We start from the raw sequence: 18646 nt of genomic DNA, 5'->3' as shown, positions 1-18646 counted from the left end.
ATCATTTCAAGCTCTAAACCATCAGAATAATAGTGAGCAATAAAAAATGATTTTAATATTCAGAAATAGATTATTTTTTCCTTGTTAAAGAGTACAAGTCATTACGGATATCTTTTAGGTTTTTGACACTTCCAAAGTTGTGGAGCTCTCGCAAAGCCAGGAGATCTACATCGGCGATCAAAATCATTTCGGTATTTGGTGTCGTTTCCGCTTTTATACCATCGCTAGGGAATGCAAAATCCGATGGTGTGAATACGGCAGACTGTGCGTACTGAATATCCATATTGTGCACCTTAGGCAGGTTGCCAACACTTCCAGCAATAGCTACATAGCATTCATTTTCTACTGCTCTCGCCTGCGCACAAAGTTTCACTCTGGAAAACCCGTTTTGAGTATCGGTCAGAAAAGGGACAAATAAAATATCCATACCTTCTTTTGCAAGTATTCTGGACAACTCGGGAAACTCCACATCATAGCAAATCAAAATACCTATTTTACCACAATCCGTGTCAAATACTTTAAACTCACTCCCGCGTTGCATACCCCAAACCCTGGCTTCATCCGGAGTCACGTGTATTTTTTCGTAGCGCTCGGTACTTCCATCGCGTTTACATAAATAACCAACGTTATACAGCTTGTTATTGATTATCTCTGGCATGCTCCCAGAAATGATATTGATGTTATAGGCGATGGACAATTCTGCCATTTTGTTTTTTATAGGCTCGGTGTATTTCGCCAGTTCTCGTATCGCATCTGGCTCACTGAGATGATTGTACTTGGACATCAGAGGCGCATTAAAAAACTCGGGGAATAGGGCAAAATCTGATCGGTAACCCGATAGTGATTCCACAAAATACTCCACCTGATGCAAGAGTTCTTCCAGACTGCTATAAGAACGCATCTGCCACTGCACAAGACCAAGCCGCACTTCGCTTTTTTGATTGGACGGTGCTTTGCTTTCTTTTTCAAAATAAATATTGTCCCACTGCATCAAAACCGCATACTCTTTAGAGTCTTTGTCGCCATCCAAATAATTGGACATAATCCTCACGGGCCTGAAATCATTGGATAACTGGAAGTTCAGGACAGGATCATTGATTTCCTTCGTCCTTACTTTTTGGATATACTGCTTAGGACTCAGCTTGCTTGATACCTTGTGATAATTTGGGATTCTGCCGCCAAATACGATCCCTTTTAGATTCAGCTGTTCCGTTAATTCTTTTCGGTAATCATAAAGACGCCTTCCCAATTTCAAACCCCGGTACTCCTTCCTGATAATCACATCGATTCCGTACAGCATGTCACCGTCTTCCGTGTGATTTTTAAACTTCACATCCCCCGCAATATCATCGTAAGTATGCTGGTCTGCCAACTTATTGTAGTCCACAATAATAGAAAATGCGCAACCCGCCAGGTCTCCATTAACCAGTATCACCACCTGCCCTTCCGGGAAAATATCTATCAGACTCCTCAACTCATCCTTACGCCAATAGGCATCTGGAGCATCGCCGTAAATCTCTATAAACACCTCCTTCAGGACTTCAAAATCTTTAAGAGAGAGGTATTTCAGTTCAATTTGTTCGATTTTCGGCGTATTATCCATAGGAAGGGTGAAATTATTATGTATTCTGTTCATTAGTTAATAGCAGCAAATTCAGAAAAGAGTTTCTTCGGAATTTAGCACAAATTAGCTCGATAGGGTTTAGGGCATCAAACTTTCAGAATTCACACGCTCTTGAATCAGCGAGGTAAGTGAAGACGAATTCTGAAGGTTTTGCGCTGTCTTAATTCATCTCACATTTCTAAAAGGTAAGCAAATATAAGGGGAGCAACAATGGTAGCATCGCTTTCTATGATAAATTTAGGGGTATCGATATCGAGTTTGCCCCAGGTGATTTTTTCATTGGGAACCGCTCCAGAATAGGAACCATAACTGGTTGTCGAGTCAGAAATCTGACAGAAATAATTCCAAAATGGCGTATCCGTTCTTTCCATATCCTGGTAGAGCATAGGGACGACACAAATTGGAAAATCACCTGCGATGCCTCCTCCTATTTGGAAAAAGCCAATACCTTCCCTGGAATTATCGGTATACCAGTCTGCCAAAAACGTCATGTATTCAATTCCAGATTTAACGGTAGAGGCCTTTAACTCTCCTTTCATCACATAACTGGCGAAAATATTTCCCATCGTACTGTCTTCCCAGCCCGGGACCACAATTGGCAAGTTTTTTTCTGCAGCAGCATACATCCAGGAATCTTTCAAATCGATTTCATAGTACTCTTCTAAAACGCCGGAAAGCAGCAATTTATACATATACTCATGAGGGAAATAACGCTCACCTTTAGCTTCTGCATCTTTCCATATTTTTACGATATGTTTTTGCAAACGCCTAAAGGCCTCTTCTTCCGGAATGCAGGTATCGGTAACGCGATTGAGTCCTTTTTCCAGTAATTTCCACTCGTCCTGAGGTGTTAAATCACGGTAGTCTGGCACACGTTTGTAATGGGAGTGCGCTACCAAATTCATGATATCTTCTTCCAAATTAGCTCCTGTACAGGATACGATATGAACTTTATCCTGACGAATGATTTCTGCAAAAATCTTTCCTAACTCGGCAGTACTCATCGCCCCGGCAAGTGAAACCAGCATTTTGGAACCACCTTCCAGTTGCTTTTCATAAGCCTTGGCCGCATCGACCAGGCTAGCCGCATTAAAGTGTAAATAGTATTTTTCTATAAAGTCTGTGATCGGTTTATTCATGATTGTGTGTTCTTTTTTAATTTAAAATCATTAAGCAAGAGTCAAGAGTCAAGAGTCAAGAGTCAAGAGTCAACTAATGAAAATAAAAAATGTTTAAAATCTTGGTTCTCCTTATTCTTTTCTCTTTTCTCTATGTTCTTTACTTCTATGCTTGCCGTTTTTGCTGTTGATTCTATGGTAGCTATGGTAGCTATGGTAGCTATGGATAAAGTAAACTTTTGTGTGTTATATCTTGTGTCTAAAATCTAATATCCAACCTCTACTATCTAAAAATCTAATCCTCCTCTTCCTCTCCAGAAGCATTTTCGTATTTGAATTTGTAGCTCAGCATTTTATAGTAAAGCTTAGCAGCCAGAAAATCTGAAGATTTATCCACTTCATTTGGACAAAGTTCTACGATATCGAAACCAACTACATTTTTCTTTTTAAAAATTTCTTTTAAGAATTCTAAAGTCTCATACCAAAACAAACCTCCTGGCTCTGGAGTTCCCGTGGAAGGCAATATAGACGGATCGAAGGCATCAAGATCTATGGTGATAAAAACATTGGGCGTCATCTGCCCGATAGCATCTTCTGTCCAGTCTTCATAAAGATCATGAGCAAAATACACCCGGTTTTCATCCATATGTTCTACTTCAGACTCATCCATAGAACGAATTCCCACCTGAATTAAATTTCCTTTTTTGCTGGCCTCATGAACAGCACAGGCGTGATTACAGGCACTGCCCTCGTAAGAAGGCCGCAAGTCTGCATGAGCGTCAATTTGAACAACAGTTAAGTCTTGAAAATGTTCATGAAAAGCTCTTATGGTTCCAATAGACACCGAATGCTCTCCTCCAAAAATAGTGACAAACTTATCCTGGTTGATGTAGTTTTTGGTTGTCTTATGAACCGCTTCCACCATTTTCTCCGGCGAAGAATTTTCAGACACTGGCGGTGCCAGATAAATGCCTTTTTTATAAACTTCTGTCCGGGTTTCAATGTCGTACAACTCCATGTTTTCCGAAGCTTCCAGAAAAGCCTGAGGCCCTTTGTCTGCTCCTTTTTGCCAAGAACTTGTTCCGTCATATGGAACTGGAATTAAAACGACTTTCGCTTCGTCGATACGTGCATACTTGTCTGGAATTCCCGCGTAATTTGTTTTAGATGCCATGATAACCTAAAATTTTGAGTAAATCTTCACTTTTTTGTTGTTCGCTAAATAGTTCTGTCGACAGACTTCCATCTTCGTTTTTTTGTATTAGAATATGTTTCGGGCTTGGGATTAAACAGTGTTGTAAACCTCCAAAACCTCCAATGCTTTCCTGATAGGCTCCCGTATTGAAAAAGCCAATGAAAAGCGGATCCTCCTTCTCATATTTGGGAAGATAAATAGCATTCATGTTTTGTTCAGAATTGTAATAATCATCACTATCACACGTTAAGCCTCCCAGCAAAACACGCTCGTATCTGTCCTGCCACCTGTTGACGGCCAGCATGATGAATCGCTTACTTATCGCCCAGGAATCGGGCAAAGTCGTGATAAAAGATGAATTAATCATATTCCATTTTTCACGATCGTTTTGTTGCTTTTGGTATAAAACCTCATAGATAGCTCCTCCACTTTCGCCTACTGTATAGCTTCCAAATTCAGTAAAAATATGCGGCACCGGAACATCCTCTTCTTCACAGGTTAACTTGATCTGATTGATGATTTCATCGATCATATATTCATAATCATATTCAAACGCCAAAGAATTTTTGATAGGAAATCCACCGCCTATATTAAGACTATCAACACTTGGACATACTTTTTTCAAACGGGTATAAACCCGCAGACATTTCTGAAGCTCATTCCAGTAGTAAGCATTATCCCTGATGCCCGTATTGATAAAAAAGTGGAGCATCTTCAGTTCGACCTGATCATTATTCTTGATTTGATCTTCATAAAACGGAACAATATTTTTATAACCGATTCCTAATCTTGAGGTGTAAAATTCAAATTTAGGCTCTTCTTCAGAAGCAATCCTGATTCCGATTTTAAAGTCTTTATCTGTAACTCTTGTGAGTAAATCTATTTCTTCATAATTATCGATGACAGGAATACAGTTTTGATGACCAGAATTGATAAGCTTGGATATATTGGAAATGTACTGGTCCCTTTTAAATCCATTACATATTACATAGGTGTCTTTGGTTATCTTCCCTTTTTCCATCAGTCTGTTTACGATATCAATATCGAAAGCTGATGAAGTTTCAATATGGATATCATTCTTCAAAGCTTCATCCAGAACGTGTTTAAAATGAGAACTTTTGGTACAGTAGCAATAATTGTAAGTCCCATTATATTCATGCTTAACTATAGCGTCCTGAAACCATTTTTGAGCGCGAATGATATTTTCGGAAATTTTGGGCAGATAAGTGAATTTTAAGGGAGCGCCATATTTTTCGACAAGCGCCATCAAGTCTATGTCATGAAATTTGAGTTGGTCACCATTAAGCGTGAATTCTTCTTGAGGGAAATCGTAGGTTTGACTTATAAGGTCAATGTACTTTGTATTCATTTATAACTAATTATTAGCTTTAAAGTTAAGTAAAAAATATATGTCTTATGAAGGGATAACAACCTAAGTAAGATTTAAAGGTGAGTGGGAAAGAATAGAATGCTGATATTCTGAATAAAACTTCATAATCGAAGTCAAAAGTTTAGGTTTAATTCCAATACAAATGAAACTTATTTTAATAGAAGTAAAAAGCCTTAAAATGTTAAATTTTAAGGCTTAGATTTTTTCATTGGCAAAGCATACCTGATGGTAGATCTAACGATATGGCGATTATAAAAATCAACCCCTGATTTTCGCTGCTGAAACCAATTGAAATAACCTAATTCAAAACCAAAATTATCTTTTAGCATATACTGTATGCTACCTCCATACCTGTTTTGATTAAATACATTTTGAACTATCTTTTTACCCAAATTGATGTGTATTTCATCAAAAGCTTTTAGAGTTAATTCGGGTGTAAGCGAAAATCTTAATTCAAGCTTATATCGGGTTCTGTTATTTCTATATTCAAAGGCATGACCAGATTTCTCGAAAAATCTAAATTCACTCCAATAGCGATGATATACATGTATTTTTTCGGAAAGCTTTTGCTTGTAAGCAATCTCTAGTTGAGGCCGCAATTCTGTCCTGCTTGTATAATCTGTTATCTCAGGATCATTTGGCAGAGCCTGGAGAAAATAAGTGAATCCAAGCCCCACATTCCACCCTTTTCCAAGTTCTCTTCTTAGATGGGTTCTAGACAGAAACTGGTGTTGTCTCCAGGGAAACCAATAGGTTCTTTCTTCCAGTTCTTGATGAATCAAGTAATTTTCAGAGAGTTTCGCCTCCAGAAAGAAACGGGTCCAAAGCAACTCTTGCGTTTCAACATTTTTTTGTGCCAGGGCATCTTTTGAGCAAAGAGCCGTAAGTAATACAACCAGCCAGATTAAATAGGACTCCCTCATTATAGTTAAAATTGTCTATCGAACTATATATGATTTAAAAATCCTACTAATTGAGTAGGATTATATAGTCGTGTATTTCCAAAATTAAAACATCTGCTTATGAAAAAGGCAGTCACAAAATGAAAATTTCAAGGAAGTCATTAAATTTCAGCACATTTACATAAGGGCTCCTTTACTAAACCATTCCAAGATTGATAACTTCTTGTTTAGTAAGAATGCGGTAATGTCCTCTCGGCACATTTTTCTTATCAAGATTTGCATAGACCACCCGGTCAAGCTTTTCTATTTCGTAGCCCAGTTTCTTGAATATACGCTGTACGATATGTGCACGCTGACTTCTCAACTCAAGTCCAATAATGTTTTTGGGTCTATTATCCACATAAGATGCTTCCTCTATCTTTACTTTAGAACCTTCTATAAATGGCCCGTCCTTGATGACTTCCAAATCCTGTTCTTTTACGGGCTTGGTCAATTCCACCTGATAAATTTGGCGAACACCATTTTTATGTCCGGACAACTTTTTGGCCAGAGTTCCATCATTGGTATACAAAATCAATCCCATGGCACTCGTATCCAATTTACCTACGGGTGCAAGTTTAGCTTTGGATGCATTTTGCACCAAGTCCAAAGCGGTTAATTTCCCTTTTTCATAACTCCCTGTCACATAAAATCCTTTAGGCTTATTCAAAAGCACATAAGATTTTGGCTCAGGATTAATTAATCTACCGTCAAATTTAACCTCATCGTCCAACTTGACCTGATGTCCCATTTCGGTAATCACCTGGCCATTTACAGTGACGTTGCCAGATTTTATGTAGATATCAGCGTCTCTTCGGGAACATACTCCAGAATTGGAGATGTATTTATTAAGACGCATGCCTGCATTGGGATTTTTGATCTGCTTATCTACTTTAGATTGAGCGACTTCCTTTTTACTAAATTTATTTTTAGAATCTTTTTTGCTTGAGTCTTTATGTTTCTTCGGTTCTTTCATTTTCAAAATTTGCGCAAAGATACTGTTTTTAAAGCAGTTGGAAATATAAATTTTAAAAGTCCTAAGTTTTTATAGAAAGAGGTGTTTTAAGCTTAGGGTAAATTTAATCCAGGCTGTTTTATTTTAAGGAAACGAATATTAAAAATGTACGGTTTTACCACACAATGTTTACGGTTGAACCGTAAACTTAAACCAAAGTAGGCTTGTACTTTTGATTAAGTCTAATACTTAAAATTATGAAAGCAATAGAATTATTTCAAAAAATGGAAGCCGAGGTCTTAAAACCTCTTATGCTCGAAGCTAATTTTAAAAATGATGGTGAGATATGGTGGAAATCTGAAGAAGACTTTTCACTGGTTCTTACTCTACAGAAATACTGGTGGTCTACTGAGGACAAAATAGATTTCAGAATAAATCTTGGACTTATGATTCCTCCTATTAAGCATTCTAATATAAAAAGACCCGAAATTACAGAATTGGCGGTCTGCGTTTCTCAAGACTGTTATCTCCCCGAAGATATTCAATTTCATAAATTCAAAAACAGCATAGGCTACTGCATTAAGAATGATGATAATGATGAAGAGTTTTTAAATTTGATTCAACGCGATTTTGAAAAATATATCATTCCTCAATTAATTAGACAGGAATCTCTAGAGGACTGCGTTGAATTTTATAAAGATGTACCTTTCTGGAATCAAAGATTAGATAGATTTATCCAGGAGCACAAATTCAAGCTCATGAATAATTTAGCCAGCTAGGCAACTTATTTGATAGAATTGCATTTTTGGAACAATATTAGATAGATATTAGCCAACCAAAAACATTCCAAATGCAATTAACTTTAGGCTTTTTAAAAAGATTTAGCTTAGCAACGCTGAGTTTATTCTTTATCTTCTCCTGCAATGACTCAAGCAGTTCCGCTTATAAAGCAGAATCTTCCGGTAATCTTAACCGATTAAATGTCGTGATTACAAATGAACAATGGCAGGATTCAATCGGAGAGAAAATAAGAGGTATTTTTGCCGCTGATGCTATAGGACTACCTCAACAAGAGCCTAAATATGCGCTTAACCAAATTCCTCCAGAAGCATTTAACGGCTTTGCCAGAAGGAACAGAACCTTTTTTAAAATTGAACAATCCAAGCAAACCGGACACCAAATCCTCCTGGATTCTTTTGCTGAACCTCAAACTGGTATTATCGTTACAGGACCAAATTCCACAGCTATAATTACTGAATTGGAAAACCATAAATCAAAATTTTTAGATGTATTTGAAAAAAGTGAATTAAAGGAAAAAAGAAGACGGATGCAAAAGTCTCCCAAAGAGGTGGGTGTAATAGAAAAGTCTCTTGGCATCAACATGCTGTTCCCTTCAGCCTATCGCTACGCCAAACAAGAGGATGATTTTTTCTGGATGCGTAAGGATATTAAAAACGGTAGTATGGAATTACTTGCTTATGAAGTACCACTATCTACCATTGAAAAAAATGGCGACATTATTGCCAATGTAGTCAAAATGAGAGATTCTGTCGGAGCAAAACACATCCCTGGTCCGAAGGAAGGAACACATATGATTACAGAAGAAGCTTATGCCCCTTATTTATTTGAGACCGAAATTGATGGTAAATTTGCCTATGAAGTTAAAGGAACCTGGGAAGTAAAGGATTTCTTTATGGCAGGTCCGTTTGTAACCTATGCTATAAAGGATGTTGAGAACGATCGCTATGTGATTCTTGAAGGCTCCGTATTTAAGCCCTCTTCTTCCAAAAGATTACAGATGTTTGAAATTGAATCGATTTTAAAATCTGCAGAGTTTGTAGCTGAATAATTTCAGAAACCGCTAAAAAAAAGACCTCCAGTGGGAGGTCTTTTTTTTAGCTAAGTTCTTTAAAGTTAAAATTTGAGAGTCACCCCCAGAAGAACGTTTGTACCTGCCTGAGGGTAAAATCCAGCTCCTTCAAAGGTTTCTACCTGCCCTGCAGAATTCTGAGTATCGAAAAAGAAGAAGTACCCATTGGATTCGTATTCCACATCAAAAACATTATTAATCAGTCCTGAAAACACAACAGATTTGAATAAAGGCGGGGTATCCCATTCGTAAAAAATATTGACATCATTGGTGAAAAAGCTATCCAGTAAGGAGACTTCACTGTCTATATTTCCCATGTATTGTTCACCAACAAATTTTGAGATCAGGTTGATTTGAAAGGTTTCGCTGGGATGAAAAACAAGTTGATTTGCTGCAATGATTTCTGGTGAAAAAGAGATATTGGTGTTTCCAAGATTACGAATCTCACCATCAAGATTGGCTTTAAAATCAATGTTTTCATTTCTGCTTAAAGTCAGGTTAGGACGGGCAGAAAACAATTTACTGATTCTGATATCCGCATCAATTTCCAGACCCAGTCTATAGCTTTCTCCACTGGTTTCTCTGATGGGTGCACCCACATCATCCAAAGCTCCGGTAAGTACCATCTGATCCTTGTAATACATGTAGTAAAAATTGGTATTCAAAGAAGAGTTTCCTAAATCGAGTCTCCAGCCCAATTCAAAGTCATCTAAAATTTCCGGATTGGTAATCCCGTTTTCAAAATCCCTTCGGCGAGGCTCTCGCTGAGCTCGTCCATAAGAAGCATAAAACTGGTTATCGGTGTTTAGCTGATAAGTAGCCCCGGCTTTAGGATTGAAGAAATTGAAGTTTTCATCTACCAGAAGATTCACTTTATCTGAAGTCAAACCGCTGGTTTTATAATTCACAAAACGGCCCTGTAAATCTCCAAATACACTCAGTGCATCATTGAGATGCCAAGTTGCCTTGCTGAAAGCTGTAAATTCTGTCTTGGTTCCAGTTCCAAAATAATAATTATCTCTTATTTCAGAATCTCCGGCAAACCTTGACCAGATGACTTCTCCAAAATGATCGTTGGTATAATAACTATAAAACAGACCAGAGGTGAACTCCAGCTGACTATCTCTATAATTTGTGGTTGCATTAATAACATAATAATCATTATCCAGCCAGCGTCTTCTTATCAGGTCTGAATTTTCAATGGTTTCATTTCCCACAATTACAGGTCCAATCTCATGAAAAGCTAGATCTGCATCTTCTTCATACTGTTCAAAATAACCACGACCGTAGGTGTAATTTAAACTTAAGTTTGTAGACCAGTTTTGATTTAAAGTCTGATTCCAATGCAACTGGTAATGGTCTTGTTTGTAATTATCAACTTCGTTATCATAGAATTGAGTAGTGCCACTTTCATCTGTGTACATTCCGGAAGGATTGAAGGTTCTATCGGTTTTCAGAGTTTCTCTGTCCACTCCATACCAGGCCTGGTACGTCACATTATTGCCTCCAAAAGCCAAGGCCTTAATAAACGTGCCCCCTTCCTTATAGGTTCCCTGCAAAAAATAAGACTTCAAGTCTGAGAAGGCTCTATCGATATAACCATCCGATTTTATTTGAGACAAACGACCAGAAAAGGTAAACTTATCCTGTAAAAGACCGGTACCAAATTCAACGGTATGCCTTCTGGTATTGAAAGAGCCAAACGAGTTGCTTAATTCTGCACTCGCATCATCACTTTTGGCGTCGGTAAGAATATTCAGGCTCGCTCCAAAAGCTCCCGAGCCGTTGGTAGAAGTTCCTACGCCTCTCTGCAATTGCAAGTTTTGGGTAGAAGAGGCAAAATCCGGTAGATTAACCCAAAAGGTTCCCTGACTTTCCTGGTCATTGTAAGGTATTCCATTGAGAGTCACGTTTACTCTGGACGCATCGCTTCCTCTTACCCGTATAGAGGTGTAGCCAATTCCGTTTCCTGCATCTGTTGTAGACACTACCGAAGGAAGAACATTGAGCAAAATTGGGATATCCTGACCAAGATTCCGTTTTTCGATTTCTTTTTTTCTCAAATTGGAGTGAGGAATTGGATCATCAAAGTTAACCCGAAAGGCTTCGACCAAAACCTCATCCAGGGCTTCCTTAGCATTGGCCATATCCACATTCAAAGTTTGATTGGAATCTACCTTAATTTTAAATTCTCTGCGATTTCCAAAGGTGAACACAAGCGTATAACTGCCTGGGGAAAACCTCAATTCATAGCTTCCATCATCATCGGTTACTGTGCCTATATTAGTAGATTTGGCGTACACGCTCACCCCTGGAAGCGGCTCGCCATTGTCGGTTACTTTTCCTTCTACCGTGTAAGTTTGTGAGAAGGATTGCCATCCCCATAGGATAGCGCATAGTAGAAATAATTTGGTTTTCATCCGTAAAATAATTCACGAATAAAAGGGGCAATTATTCAAAGTTAAACATAAAAAAACCCGATGACCGCTCTGGTATCAGGAGTATAAAACAATGCATGACCAATTGGTCATTTTCCCTTGGCAACATTACTTGCCCAGGTTCATTGGGTATAATCTCAGCCCCGATAACTATCGGGACACCCCTTTGAGATGTGGCGCAAAACTAAAATAAATGTTTTGAATTAAGCCTAAACTCATCACTATTTATTTCAATTTCGGGTCATTTGTTTAGTGAAATTTACCGACGTCTGAAATACATGCAAATTAAAGGATTGCTCACCTTCTATCATAAATAAGCTCTTCCTCGACACATCCTCTTAAATTTTGTTTTTATTGTACCCAATGCGCAGATTTTTTGTTAATTTTATTGTTTTCTTTATTTTTGAATTATCAGATCTTGGAGTTCTAACTTCGGTTTGTCCTAAAACTTTAACCCGCAATCCAACAGATTATGCAAAACGATGAACGCGTAGAAAAATTCAGACAACTTGTAGCCAATAAATACCTGATTTACAATAGCTTATTTCTGAATCTCCCGAGTGAGAACAAAACCTATACAGGTGTTTTTATCCCTCTGTTGCATAAACTGAGTAAAGACGGTTACCGAAAAGACGCGGAGCCTAAGGAGATTATTGAAGATTTTTTTGAGAATCACAGCCAATTGAAAACCGATCAAGAAAAAAATGATTTGCTATTTAAGATGATAAAATATATTGAACGCCAAGTCGTCTTGTTCGATAGTATTGAAGACGCAGCATTTCCGAGTTTTAAAAAGCAAAAAATCGAAGATGTCTTACATACAGATAGCGAAAACTACCAGGATTTGGTGAAACATTTGAAAAGCTTTAGTTCGAGAGTTGTTTTTACTGCTCATCCCACTCAATTCTATCCCAACAACGTACAAACCATCATGCATGAACTTCGCCATGCAGTTCAGAACGATAGCATCACCAAAATTGATAATTTACTTCAGCAACTGGCCTATACTCCTTTTATAAACAGAGAAAAACCAACTCCATTTGATGAGGCAGAAAGCATTATTTTCTACTTGAGATACGTGTATTACGAGACCTTAGGCAAAATTTATCATCAGGTTGCTAAAGCGGCTCACTTACCCCCAGACTTCAACCCCAATTTATTGGAAATGGGATTCTGGCCAGGCGGAGACAGGGATGGAAATCCGTTTGTGACCAAGGAAACCACATATAAAGTGGCAACTCAGTTGCGGATTACCATCATGAAATGCTATTACAATCATCTGAAAATCTTAATGCGGAAACTCACCTTCAGAGAAGTTAATGAATCTTTGAATAAGCTGAAAGACAAACTTTACAAACAAATTTTCAAATCGAAAACCAGTCTGACTTCTGAGGAAATCCTGGAGATCATGTATCACGTAAGAACTCTGGTGGTGGAAAACTACAAATCTCTGAACATCGACTTAATTGATGATTTCATAGGACGGGTTCATTTGTTTGGAAATCATTTTGCCGCTTTGGATATTCGTCAGGATAGCAGCATCCACAACCAAGTAATCACTGCCATCTTCAATAAGGAATTCGGCATTGATTATAATGAATTATCTTCAGAAGAAAAATTAAACTACCTCACCCAAAAATCTTTAGCCATCCATCCAGACGATTATTCGGATGATTTGGTGGTAGATACGATAAGAAATGTCTATCAAATTCGAGAAATCCAAGAACTGAATGGCCAGCGTGGTCTGCACCGTTATATCATATCCAATTCAGAACATATTTTTGATGTACTGCAGGTCTATGCGCTTTTTAAATACTGCGGGTACCAAGAAGAGGATATAAACATTGACATTGTTCCTTTGTTTGAAACCATGGATGGCATGGATAACTCTGAAGCAGTGATGAAATCACTTTATGAAAATAAAGTTTATAGAAAGCATTTGCACAAACGAAACAAAGAACAACACATCATGCTGGGCTTTTCAGACGGCACCAAGGATGGCGGATATCTGAAAGCCAATTGGGAAATTTACAGAACCAAAGAACGCCTGACCACTTTGTCACGGAAAGAGGGTTATCAGGTTGTCTTTTTTGATGGTCGTGGCGGACCACCAGCTCGAGGTGGCGGGAAAACCCATCAATTTTATGCAGCTCAGGGCAATGAAATTGCCAATGAAAAAATTCAACTCACCATCCAGGGACAAACCATAACCAGTGTTTTTGGAACGCATGAACAGGCCACTTATAATTTTGAACAGTTGCTTTTGGCAGGTGTTAAGTCTAAACAAAACAAAGGCTGGAAACCGAACCACAAAGAATTACTAACTGACTTAGCAGATAAAAGCTATGAAAAATACGTCAGCTTAAAAGAACACGAGTTGTTTATTCCTTACCTCGAGGAAATGACCACACTCAACTATTATGGTGCGACAAATATTGGCAGCAGACCCACCAAAAGAAATCAAAATGCCAAACTCAGTTTAAAGGATTTAAGAGCCATCCCTTTTGTCGGGTCCTGGGGGCTGATTAGGCAAAACGTGCCGGGATATTACGGTCTGGGGACTGCGCTAGATTCGTATGCAGACCAATTTCATGTCATTGAAGAGCTGTATGAGTATTCAGCCTTTTTCAGATCACTGGTTTTGAACAGCATCATGTCCATGAAAAAATCCTATTTCCCCCTGACTTCCTACATGAAATACGATAATAAATATGGAGAGTTCTGGAAGAATTTACGCCGAGAATATGAGCTTACTAAAAAGCTTGTCTTAAAACTCACAAAGCAAACCGAACTGATGGAAAACGAAGACTTAGCCAGAAAATCCATCAGTATGCGAGAAGATATCGTTTTACCATTGCTCAGCATTCAGCAATATGCTTTACAGAAAATTCAGGAAAACGACCCGAATAAGGAGATTTACGAAAAAATGGTGATTCGGGCTCTGTTTGGAAACATCAATGCAAGCCGAAATTCAGCTTAGACAGGAGTTTAAAGTTCTCATCATTAGAAAAAAACCGATTCAATCCAGCCTCTTCTATGGTTTGTACTACTGCTGTATCAAAAATTTAGAGAGGCTTATATTTGTTGAAAATTTCACATCATGGATTTATCGTATTGGGAACAAAACACATGGTTTAAAGATGTAGATTTCTGCATCGCAGGAAGTGGTATTGTGGGTTTGTCCTGTGCGCTTCAGCTTAAGAAAAAATTTCCAAAAGCTAAAGTTTTAGTCCTTGAAAAAGGAATTTTGCCTCAGGGAGCAAGTACCAAAAATGCGGGATTTGCCTGCTTTGGCAGTGCAAGTGAATTGCTTTCTGATCTGCAAAACCACGACAAAGAAGAGCTTCTGAATTTAGTGCAGAAGCGCGTTGAGGGGCTGGAATTATTGAAATCTACACTGGGTGAAAAACAAATCGATTATCAGCAACACGGGGGATACGAAGTTTTTCTCAAGAAAAATAAAGACAGCTTTGAACAGTGCGAAGCCAATCTAGACATGCTCAACGACATGCTGCGCCCTGTTTTTAAGGCAGATACTTTTCAACTAAAACCCAATGAATTTGCATTTGGAAATTCATTACCAAACCTTATTTTCACTCCTTTTGAAGGACAGATTGATACTGGTAAAATGATGCAGGCACTATTGAGAAAAGCGCAATCTGAAGGTATCTCAGTTTTAAATTCCACGGAGGTCACCTCTTTTTCATCTGATGCTGAGTCGGTACATATCAAACTGAGGGATTTTAGCTTTAAAACCAGGCACCTCTGCATTGCAACCAATGCCTTTGCTTCAGAATTATTAAATCTAAAAGTAACTCCGGCCAGAAGTCAGGTTTTAATTTCTAAACCCATTCCAAACCTACAAATTCAGGGAACCTTTCATTTGGATGAAGGCTTTTATTATTTCAGAAACGTTCACAACCGAATCCTGCTCGGGGGTGGGCGGAATCTGGACAAGGAACGCGAAATGACTTCAGCTATGCAAACCACTTCGCGTATTCAAACGGCTTTGGAAGATTTGCTTAAAAATCTCATCTTACCTGACCAGCATGTTGAAATCGATCAGCGCTGGAGTGGAATTCTGGGCATAGGCGAAAAGAAAAAACCCATTGTAAAACCAGTTTCAGACCGGGTGTTCTGTGCAGTCCGTTTAGGAGGAATGGGCATTGCCATCGGAAGCAGTGTGGGGAAAGACCTGGCGGACCTTATTGAATCATGAACATGGATTTGTCAATCTGAAGGAGCCTGCTCAACGACTGATGAATTTTTGCCATTTCAATAAATCAGGACATATGATTCACGGCCCACGACGCTTAACTACAGACTATGGAATATCGAAAATCGAATACCGCCTTCCCATATCATTCTATTCCATACTGACTAGTGGCCACTTTGTACTTTGTACCGTCGGGATGACAAGGCTCAATGTCATTCAGCCTGCCCGGCTTAGGCGTGGAACGAAATGCATTGGAGTGAAGAATCTTTACCGGTTCAAGGCATCAGGACACAGGATACATGATTCACGACTCTTAAATACAGAATATGGAACACCGAATATCGAATACCGCCTTCCCATTTCATTCTATTCCCTACTGACTACTGGCTACTTTGTGCTTTGAACCGTCGGGATGACAAGGCTCACTGTCATTCTGAACGAAATGCAATGGAGTGAAGAATCTTTATCTTTCGAAAAGCATTAAACTTCTCCTATGGTCGAGATTACTTTAAATCTTATCATTCAAAAATTCCCATTCTGGATTAAAACCATCAATCAATGCTTCTTTTTTGGACCTTCTGTATCCCTTGATTTGTTTTTCTCTCGCTATAGCTTGGCTTACATCTTGAAAATGTTCAAAATAAATCAAGTAGAAGCATTTGTATTTAGTAGTAAAAGCTTTTGACAAGGCTGTTGGGTTTTTATGGAAATAAAGCCTTTGTTGTAAGTCGTTTGTAACACCCGTATAAAGTGCCGTTTTATTTTTATTTGTTAGTATATAAACATAGTAATTGTGTGTTCCAAGTGTTTTCATTTTTTGACTGATGAAAATTTACTCAATTTACTGAAAAATATCCCACACTCCTCTTTTTACTCGAAAGGGAGATCCCTCCTATCGTCGGGATGACAAAGGCTTTCCCGAAGCTTCGGGATCGGTATGGTATAAATCTTTAAAGTTTCGGTTTTTTTCTCAACTGCTTTTTGTCTGAATGCTGTTTCTTTTTTTGAAGACGTTTCAATTTGGAAGCGCGTGAAGGCCTGGTTTTGATTCTTTTTTTGGGTTTATGAAGGGCTTTTGCCAGTAAATCTTCCAGTTTCGCTACCGCCAATTTTTTATTTTGAAGCTGACTTCGTGTTTTAGCAAGGCTTAATTTAAGCTGCCCCTCTGCATTTATTCGGGAAGCTAATTTCTCTTGAATTCGGTTTTTTTGAGTTTCAGAAAAAACAGCTGATGATAAAGGGTACCAGGTGATGATAACTTTGGTCTCTGTTTTATTGACATGTTGCCCCCCAGGGCCGCCACTTAAAGCAAATTGAAATTCAAGTTCGCTGTGAAGCTGTTTTGTATCAAACATCAGCCTGGGGTTGATGTCCGGGTTTTAGCAAATCCATTACCGCTTTCACAGGGTTAAAACTCTCTACTGGAACTTCCACAAAAACCGTGTTCCAAAGAGCCATTCCTCCATTCCAGAGTCCCGGCAGCTCCAGGCCTTTTATGGGTTCTCCTCCTACAAATTTATCAGCGACAAATCCCCTATCTCTGTCTACAAAATTTTTCAAATCGAAGGCTTCTCCTCTATAATTTCTCATACTACAGACAATATCCACCGGGTTGAAATGGGTAGAGGCTTCCATTTTCTCCTTTTGATCCGGATCGGATAAATCAATTTGATTTTTTTCTACAATTTGCAGGGATATGCTGTCATCCTCATTCTTAATCCAAAACGGTCCTCCGCCGGGTTCACCGGTATTCTCTACCATTCCACAAACCCGTATCGGTCTGTTAAGAAAATAAAACACATCCTGTTTGTCTTTTATGTTCAGGTGAACATTCAGGTCTTTTCTTAAAAAAGAAACTGCTTCATCAAGTAACTCCTGATTCTCTGAATCCCTCTCCAGTTTTTTCAATAAGGCAAAGGCTTTTTCCTGAAGTTGAATAAGCAGTCCGGCTAAAACGGATTTATAATCCAGGGATGATGTGATATTTTCTACAGCTGAATTTTGATGAGAAACATTATCGATATTTTTAATAAAAACTATATCTGCTTTTAACTGATTCAAGTTTTCCACCAAAGCCCCATGTCCAGCGGGTCTAAATACAATTTTGCCATCTTTGTCTCTAAATAAATCTCCACTGGCATCTATACATACCGTATCGGTTGAGGGATGTTGAAAAGAAAAATCGACTTGGAAATTCACTTTAGTTTGGTCTTTAATTTTAGACTGGATTTCTTTTAACTTCTCCTGAAACGCATCGAAGTGATCTGTAGAAATTGTAAAATGAAGTTGAGCTTTTTTATCCTTCTCCGCATACTTAAGGGCTTCATAAAAATGCTCTTCAAAAGCGGTTAATTTTTCTTCAGAGTACTTATGGAATGGAACGAGACCTTTTGGCAAATCGGACATACAGAATCCTTCTTTTGCCAGTATTTGACGCGTTAACTTCAGGGCCTTTTCCCCTTTAGGAAGATCCTCAACCTCTATTCCTTTTTGTTTTAAAGCTGATTTTAAATCGTCATAAAAAGCCAGATTCTCGACAGACTCAAAAAAACCTTTGAGCGGTTTAAATCGATCTTGATTCAAAAATTCTTCAAAACTTAAATCGGAAGCTGGATACTCCTCTTGAAATTGATGAAGTAGTCTGAACATTCTTGAGGCAGCTCCACTGGCAGGAACAAATTTTAAAACCTTAAGATTTGAATTTTGATAGATCCGCATCAATTCGGCTTTTTCTTCGCCTTTAAGTTGTATAATCCCGTCTTCTAAAGTAGCTGGTTTCACAATTTCAACTTTGGGAAATCCGGTTTTAAGATGTTCTAAATCCTGCTCAATTTTCTCGGCAGTGAGCTCGTGTTTTTGAATTCGTGAAAGGTCGTTAGGATGAAATTTCATAATGGGT

14 protein-coding genes are annotated in these 18646 nt (G+C 38.4%); 4 read left to right on the top strand and 10 right to left on the bottom strand.

Features of this window, described 5'->3' with window-relative positions; all coding sequences use genetic code 11:
• Window positions 1-70 precede the first annotated feature (70 nt).
• The 6 genes from BLP81_RS02840 to BLP81_RS02815 all read right to left on the bottom strand — a co-directional run bounded on the left by BLP81_RS02840 (window position 71) and on the right by BLP81_RS02815 (window position 7244).
• Complete coding sequence (locus BLP81_RS02840; RefSeq protein ID WP_245686397.1) at window positions 71-1636, bottom strand: carbon-nitrogen hydrolase family protein; 1566 nt, start codon at window positions 1634-1636, stop codon at window positions 71-73.
• A gap of 158 nt (window positions 1637-1794) precedes the next feature.
• Window positions 1795-2763, bottom strand: a complete 969-nt coding sequence (locus tag BLP81_RS02835) for a deoxyhypusine synthase family protein (protein ID WP_093365420.1) — start codon at window positions 2761-2763, stop codon at window positions 1795-1797.
• Between the two features lie 274 nt (window positions 2764-3037).
• On the bottom strand, window positions 3038-3916 hold the full coding sequence (gene speB, locus BLP81_RS02830; RefSeq protein WP_093365417.1) for an agmatinase: 879 nt from the start codon (window positions 3914-3916) through the stop codon (window positions 3038-3040).
• Window positions 3906-5306: an arginine decarboxylase gene (locus BLP81_RS02825; RefSeq protein ID WP_093365415.1), complete on the bottom strand. Its 1401-nt coding sequence runs from the start codon at window positions 5304-5306 to the stop codon at window positions 3906-3908. Before BLP81_RS02825 ends, speB begins: the two co-directional genes overlap by 11 nt.
• Before the next feature lie 209 nt (window positions 5307-5515).
• Entirely contained in the window at window positions 5516-6250 is a 735-nt protein-coding gene (locus tag BLP81_RS02820) for a DUF2490 domain-containing protein (RefSeq protein ID WP_093365413.1), read from the bottom strand.
• A 175-nt stretch (window positions 6251-6425) separates the two neighbouring features.
• Window positions 6426-7244 (bottom strand): pseudouridine synthase, encoded by an 819-nt coding sequence (locus tag BLP81_RS02815; protein WP_093365411.1) that lies wholly within the window; start codon window positions 7242-7244, stop codon window positions 6426-6428.
• A gap of 236 nt (window positions 7245-7480) precedes the next feature.
• Between BLP81_RS02815 and BLP81_RS02810 the strand changes: the two genes are divergently transcribed.
• On the top strand, window positions 7481-8002 hold the full coding sequence (locus BLP81_RS02810; protein WP_093365409.1) for a DUF4304 domain-containing protein: 522 nt from the start codon (window positions 7481-7483) through the stop codon (window positions 8000-8002).
• 71 nt (window positions 8003-8073) lie between these two features.
• Window positions 8074-9072 carry a DUF4837 family protein gene (locus BLP81_RS02805; RefSeq protein ID WP_093365407.1) on the top strand — a complete coding sequence of 333 codons (999 nt, stop codon included), beginning with the start codon at window positions 8074-8076 and terminating at the stop codon, window positions 9070-9072.
• A 65-nt stretch (window positions 9073-9137) separates the two neighbouring features.
• Here BLP81_RS02805 and BLP81_RS02800 read toward each other — a convergent pair whose 3' ends face one another.
• A complete protein-coding gene (locus BLP81_RS02800) occupies window positions 9138-11513 on the bottom strand; it encodes a TonB-dependent receptor (protein ID WP_093365405.1) in 2376 nt (791 codons plus the stop codon).
• Window positions 11514-12003: 490 nt separating this feature from the next.
• On the opposite strand from BLP81_RS02800, the gene BLP81_RS02795 reads away from it, so the two are divergent.
• Complete coding sequence (locus tag BLP81_RS02795; RefSeq protein WP_093365403.1) at window positions 12004-14511, top strand: phosphoenolpyruvate carboxylase; 2508 nt, start codon at window positions 12004-12006, stop codon at window positions 14509-14511.
• A 120-nt stretch (window positions 14512-14631) separates the two neighbouring features.
• Window positions 14632-15750, top strand: coding sequence for an NAD(P)/FAD-dependent oxidoreductase (locus BLP81_RS02790; RefSeq protein WP_093365401.1), 1119 nt, complete (start codon window positions 14632-14634; stop codon window positions 15748-15750).
• A gap of 505 nt (window positions 15751-16255) precedes the next feature.
• Here the strand turns inward: BLP81_RS02790 and BLP81_RS02785 are convergent.
• The 3 genes from BLP81_RS02785 to BLP81_RS02775 form a co-directional block, all read right to left on the bottom strand.
• Window positions 16256-16561 carry a GIY-YIG nuclease family protein gene (locus BLP81_RS02785; protein WP_093365399.1) on the bottom strand — a complete coding sequence of 102 codons (306 nt, stop codon included), beginning with the start codon at window positions 16559-16561 and terminating at the stop codon, window positions 16256-16258.
• A gap of 136 nt (window positions 16562-16697) precedes the next feature.
• A complete protein-coding gene (arfB, locus tag BLP81_RS02780) occupies window positions 16698-17102 on the bottom strand; it encodes an alternative ribosome rescue aminoacyl-tRNA hydrolase ArfB (RefSeq protein ID WP_093365396.1) in 405 nt (134 codons plus the stop codon).
• Window positions 17095-18639 carry a DUF4301 family protein gene (locus BLP81_RS02775; RefSeq protein WP_093365393.1) on the bottom strand — a complete coding sequence of 515 codons (1545 nt, stop codon included), beginning with the start codon at window positions 18637-18639 and terminating at the stop codon, window positions 17095-17097. Before BLP81_RS02775 ends, arfB begins: the two co-directional genes overlap by 8 nt.
• Window positions 18640-18646: the final 7 nt, after the last annotated feature.

The sequence above is a fragment of the Psychroflexus sediminis genome, from assembly GCF_900099815.1.
Taxonomy (GTDB): domain Bacteria; phylum Bacteroidota; class Bacteroidia; order Flavobacteriales; family Flavobacteriaceae; genus Psychroflexus; species Psychroflexus sediminis.
This window is presented reverse-complemented; position numbering and strand designations above follow the sequence as displayed.

What these genes read in the sequence shown, in the direction of transcription:
- BLP81_RS02840 (WP_245686397.1), bottom strand. Translation starts at nt 1,636, where the DNA reads ATGAACAGAATACATAATAATTTCACCCTTCCTATGGATAATACGCCG.
- BLP81_RS02835 (WP_093365420.1), bottom strand. Translation starts at nt 2,763, where the DNA reads ATGAATAAACCGATCACAGACTTTATAGAAAAATACTATTTACACTTT.
- speB (WP_093365417.1), bottom strand. Translation starts at nt 3,916, where the DNA reads ATGGCATCTAAAACAAATTACGCGGGAATTCCAGACAAGTATGCACGT.
- BLP81_RS02825 (WP_093365415.1), bottom strand. Translation starts at nt 5,306, where the DNA reads ATGAATACAAAGTACATTGACCTTATAAGTCAAACCTACGATTTCCCT.
- BLP81_RS02820 (WP_093365413.1), bottom strand. Translation starts at nt 6,250, where the DNA reads ATGAGGGAGTCCTATTTAATCTGGCTGGTTGTATTACTTACGGCTCTT.
- BLP81_RS02815 (WP_093365411.1), bottom strand. Translation starts at nt 7,244, where the DNA reads ATGAAAGAACCGAAGAAACATAAAGACTCAAGCAAAAAAGATTCTAAA.
- BLP81_RS02810 (WP_093365409.1), top strand. Translation starts at nt 7,481, where the DNA reads ATGAAAGCAATAGAATTATTTCAAAAAATGGAAGCCGAGGTCTTAAAA.
- BLP81_RS02805 (WP_093365407.1), top strand. Translation starts at nt 8,074, where the DNA reads ATGCAATTAACTTTAGGCTTTTTAAAAAGATTTAGCTTAGCAACGCTG.
- BLP81_RS02800 (WP_093365405.1), bottom strand. Translation starts at nt 11,513, where the DNA reads ATGAAAACCAAATTATTTCTACTATGCGCTATCCTATGGGGATGGCAA.
- BLP81_RS02795 (WP_093365403.1), top strand. Translation starts at nt 12,004, where the DNA reads ATGCAAAACGATGAACGCGTAGAAAAATTCAGACAACTTGTAGCCAAT.
- BLP81_RS02790 (WP_093365401.1), top strand. Translation starts at nt 14,632, where the DNA reads ATGGATTTATCGTATTGGGAACAAAACACATGGTTTAAAGATGTAGAT.
- BLP81_RS02785 (WP_093365399.1), bottom strand. Translation starts at nt 16,561, where the DNA reads ATGAAAACACTTGGAACACACAATTACTATGTTTATATACTAACAAAT.
- arfB (WP_093365396.1), bottom strand. Translation starts at nt 17,102, where the DNA reads ATGTTTGATACAAAACAGCTTCACAGCGAACTTGAATTTCAATTTGCT.
- BLP81_RS02775 (WP_093365393.1), bottom strand. Translation starts at nt 18,639, where the DNA reads ATGAAATTTCATCCTAACGACCTTTCACGAATTCAAAAACACGAGCTC.